3 protein-coding genes are annotated in these 3,346 nt (G+C 34.0%); all 3 read left to right on the top strand.

Annotation, left to right across the window (positions count from 1 at the left end; genetic code table 11):
• The first annotated feature begins 57 nt into the window (after nucleotides 1–57).
• From AOG54_RS02095 to AOG54_RS02085, 3 genes are read left to right on the top strand one after another with little or no spacing between them, the layout of a single operon-like run.
• Nucleotides 58–969: an SDR family NAD(P)-dependent oxidoreductase gene (locus tag AOG54_RS02095; RefSeq protein WP_048101195.1), complete on the top strand. Its 912-nt coding sequence runs from the start codon at nucleotides 58–60 to the stop codon at nucleotides 967–969.
• A 4-nt stretch (nucleotides 970–973) separates the two neighbouring features.
• Nucleotides 974–1,690, top strand: coding sequence for a Phenylacetic acid catabolic protein (locus tag AOG54_RS02090; RefSeq protein WP_048101196.1), 717 nt, complete (start codon nucleotides 974–976; stop codon nucleotides 1,688–1,690).
• 21 nt (nucleotides 1,691–1,711) lie between these two features.
• Nucleotides 1,712–3,295 (top strand): class I adenylate-forming enzyme family protein, encoded by a 1,584-nt coding sequence (locus AOG54_RS02085; RefSeq protein ID WP_055032343.1) that lies wholly within the window; start codon nucleotides 1,712–1,714, stop codon nucleotides 3,293–3,295.
• The last annotated feature ends 51 nt before the right edge of the window (nucleotides 3,296–3,346 follow it).

Below are 3,346 nucleotides of genomic sequence, written 5' to 3'. Positions count from 1 at the left end.
GAGACAGAGGATGCCGATTTAATATACAAAGAAATTAAAAAATATAAATGGAAGTAAATGGAAAATGGTGATTTTTTTCCAAGGACTGCATTGATTACTGGTGCTGCTCGTGGTATAGGACTGGCTATTGCAAGAGAGCTTGATGGATATATAGATTACCTGATACTGGATGATGCCGGGTTATCTGTTACTGGGGAGACAGAGGATGCCGATTTAATATACAAAGAAATTAAAAAATATAAATGGAAGTCACAAATAATACCAACAAATATATTATTAAATAGCTTTGAACAGGCTAAAAAAATTTATGATTTGGGAATGGAAAATACAAAAGGGATTGACGTTTTAATTAATAACGCAGCCATATTAAATGACAAAATGGTTTTTAATATGACACCAGAGCAATGGGGTAAGGTTCTTGACTGTAATTTAAATGGTCATTTTTTTCTAACAAGTATGATAACAAAAGATTTTCGCAAAAATCTCTACGGACGAATTATAAATATAATATCTAGTTCCGGTCTCATTGGCGATTATGGTCAATCAAACTATGCAGCATCCAAAGGTGCGTTGTTTTCTTTAACCCGTGTTTGGGCACTTGAGCTTGCCAAATATGGAGTGACTGTAAATGCCATTGCCCCATTTGCACATACCCGAGTAACTGATATAATTCCAGATAATAAGCCATGGCTAGTTGATTATTTAAGAAAGGCCAAAACTGCAAACCCAGCAAGCGTTGGAAAACTATGTAAATTTTTGATAAGTCCAGATAGCAGGTATATAACAGGGCAATTATTTGGCATACGTGATGATGAATTTTATATATTTAGCCAGCCCCGTATAATTGATACTGTCAAGGGCGAGGTAACTCAGGATTTATTTAATTCAGCAATCAAAAAATGGGAAGATTTTGGCTGGCTTTACCCGCTTGAGAGTGATATTATGTATATGTCTAAAATAGATAGGTGAGTGTATGGATAGATTTAATAAGAAGATTTTAAATGCAGAGGAATTTAAGAAAATGGATGAGGAATATCAGAATGCTGTAAAGAAGGTTATAGTAAGCCACGTTGCAAATGAGCTTAAGGGTGCACTAGTATTTGATGAACCAGCAATCAGATTAGCACCAACACCACGTTATAAATGGCTTGTAAGCCGTAATACAATGCAGGAATTTGGACACCATATACTCTTTTTAAGACTCGCGCAGGATATAAATGCAGCATGGGATGAGAACAAAACTTTAACTTTATTTGATTACAAAATGAAAGAATGGGTAGAATTTGGAGTTATAAAAGCTTTTGGTGACGTGGCAGAATTAGTTGAACTAGATGATTTAATTGACAGCAGTTATGTACCCTTAGCAAATGTAGCCAAGGAAACATATCCTGAGGAAAAGTTTCACGTAGGACTTGGCAAGGAAATTTTAACTGATCTCATTGGAGAGGATAAAAATAATAAGGAGATTATCAACAAAAAACTTGAGGAAATATTTCCACTTACATTACAGTTTTTTGGCCGTGCAAAATCAAAGAACAATGAGTTATTTGTAAAATGGGGGATCAAAAAAAGATCAAATACAGATATGAGGCGCGATTATATAAATCGGGTTACAAGCATAGCCGAGTCATTAAAATTAGAACTACCACCAATACCAAAAGAATACAGGGATGAACTGGAAATTATGTAAAGTTTAATGTGGTGTAATATAATGCAAAATCAAAGTTTTCTATTATATGATATATTCTCTAATAATGTTCTTAAAAATCCCAACAAGATAGCTATTATTTTTAATAACATAAAAATTACATACAATGAGGTAAAAAGGAGGGCTGACAAATTAGCAAATTGGTTTACATTAAATGGATATAGAAAGGGGGATATAACAGTAGTACACCTTCCAAACAGTCCAGACTTTCTTATAGCACACCTTGCAATATCCAAATTAGGAGGTATAATATCCACCATGCACATGCCCTATGCAAGGGCTGATATAAAGAATGCCCTTGAAGAGATTAAACCTGCATTTATCATTACTGAATCAAGGTATAAGAATACTGACCTTATTAAATTATTTGAAGAGCTTTCAAATGAAATTGGAATATCACCTAGACTTATTTTCCGTTCAGAAGAGGATATCCCGAGCCATACCACTCTTGAAAGAATATATAAAGATTCCAATATAACTAATGATGCACCACAACAAAATGAATTATATGATTATGATAGCATGGGATTATTTTTTACATCCGGTACCGATGGACATCCTAAGGCCTGCCTGCATACATATGACACCCTCATAAAAAATGCCGTACAGGTTGTAAATGATTCAGGATTAAACAGCAATTCCGTAATGCTTTCCGGCAGCCCATTCACCCATTTGTTTGGTATTTTATCCTTGCATAGCAGCATAATTGCAGGCTGCACCCAGATAATGGAACCGTATTTTAATCCTGAAAAGTTCTTAGATTTAATTTCAAAATGCGGGGTCACACATTTATATTTAGTTCCCACAGAGATCGTGGATCTATTAAACGTTATTAAAAAAACTAATAGAATACCAAATACTGTAGAAGAGGTAAGAACTGGTGGTATGTTTGTAACAGAAAATATAGTTTATGAAACACAAAAATATATTGGAAACATAATACCCCATTGGGGAATGACAGAATTGGGAGCAGGCATATATAATTTAAGAACCTATCCAGCAATAATAAAAAGCCAGACTATAGGAAAACCTATTCCAGATACAGATGCAATAATATTAAATAGCGATGGTAAGGTTGCAGCAGTTAATGAAATCGGAGAAATATTATATAGAGGATATAATTTATTTAAATACTATTATCACAATGAGATAAAAACAAAAGAATCCTATATAGAAATTAATGGAAATAAATGGTTCAAAACTGGAGATAGTGGATATAAAGATGAGAACGGATATATACATTTTGCCGGCCGAAATAAGGAAATAATAGATCGCGGTGGTATGAAAATAAATGCCATAGAACTTGAAAACATTTTGTCATCATATGAAAAAATAATAGAATGTGCTGTGGTCCCGTTAAAACACGAAAGGCTTGGAGAAATTGCCTGCCTTGTATGCACGGCCAGTGATGCTAATATGACTCTTGAAGAAATTAGAAAATTCTTAGAGGTTAAAGGCGTATCCAAATATAAATGGCCAGAAAAATTATTGATAATAGAGGAAATGCCTAAAACACCAACAGGCAAAATTTCCAAAGGGGCTTTAAGAGAATTGGCAGCCAACTATAAAGAACTTGAGAATAAATGAAAAAATAATAGAATGTGCTGTGGTCCCGTTAAAACACGAAAGGCTTGGAGA

The organism is Acidiplasma aeolicum (genome assembly GCF_001402945.1).
In the GTDB taxonomy this organism is placed as follows: Archaea; Thermoplasmatota; Thermoplasmata; order Thermoplasmatales; family Thermoplasmataceae; genus Acidiplasma; species Acidiplasma aeolicum.
The sequence above is the reverse complement of the archived record's forward strand: the minus strand, read 5'-3'. Positions and strand labels throughout refer to the sequence as shown.

Bases quoted from the DNA above. Each gene is read 5' to 3' on its own strand.
- AOG54_RS02085 (WP_055032343.1), top strand. From the start codon at position 1,712: ATGCAAAATCAAAGTTTTCTATTATATGATATATTCTCTAATAATGTT.
- AOG54_RS02090 (WP_048101196.1), top strand. From the start codon at position 974: ATGGATAGATTTAATAAGAAGATTTTAAATGCAGAGGAATTTAAGAAA.
- AOG54_RS02095 (WP_048101195.1), top strand. From the start codon at position 58: ATGGAAAATGGTGATTTTTTTCCAAGGACTGCATTGATTACTGGTGCT.